This window comes from Dubosiella newyorkensis, assembly GCF_001945605.1.
GTDB lineage: Bacteria > Bacillota_I > Bacilli_A > Erysipelotrichales > Erysipelotrichaceae > Dubosiella > Dubosiella newyorkensis.
Window position 1 is genome coordinate 1 of sequence record NZ_MPKA01000137.1, and the last position, 589, is coordinate 589.

At 44.1% G+C, this 589-nt stretch carries 1 protein-coding gene and 1 pseudogene; both read right to left on the reverse strand.

Annotation, left to right across the window (positions count from 1 at the left end):
- Positions 1–145 precede the first annotated feature (145 nt).
- Complete coding sequence (locus BO225_RS12815) at positions 146–319, reverse strand: hypothetical protein (RefSeq protein WP_233120334.1); 174 nt, start codon at positions 317–319, stop codon at positions 146–148.
- Positions 303–589, reverse strand: a pseudogene (locus tag BO225_RS12820) (hypothetical protein); the annotation flags it as partial. The pseudogene BO225_RS12820 and the gene BO225_RS12815, both read right to left, overlap by 17 nt.

Consider the following 589-nt stretch of genomic DNA (forward strand, 5'->3'; position numbering starts at 1 on the left):
ATAAGCTTGGGGCTTTTCAAGCCGCAGCAAGAGCTGGGAGTTTGAAAAGCAACAAGAAATGGGTTCTTAGGGATAGGGACCCGTAGTCAATGGAAAGCGGAACAAATTTTTTCGGATTTGTCAAAAACAGAAATTTAGATTGTCCTCAAACTTGACATAGTACCAAATCTTTTTCTTTTTCCATATGCAGAATGGGGATCTTTCCGGTCGTGGTATGGACAGAGGCATTCAGCCTTTCGTTGATTTCTTTCAATTTCAGACACAATCCGTAAAGATCGAGCTTTCCGTTGTAGGCAAACAATTCATCCAGCGCCTTCATCGGATTTTCCACCTTTCCCTTGCTCCATGGATGCCCCGCTGTGCACGGCTTCGTTTCGAATCCGTAGTCTTTGGCGAACTGCTCGAATCTGGCATTGACTTTTCCTTTCGAACGCCTGATCGAGAAGATGGAGAAGAACATCCCTTTTCCGGCTCAAGGAAAGATAGAAGACCTTGAAACGGGAATACGAGTAGACCAGGGAAAAGACATTGATATGGATCGTTTCTCCGTTTTTGAGCTTGAAGTTCATATCCTCTTTCCAATCAAGCT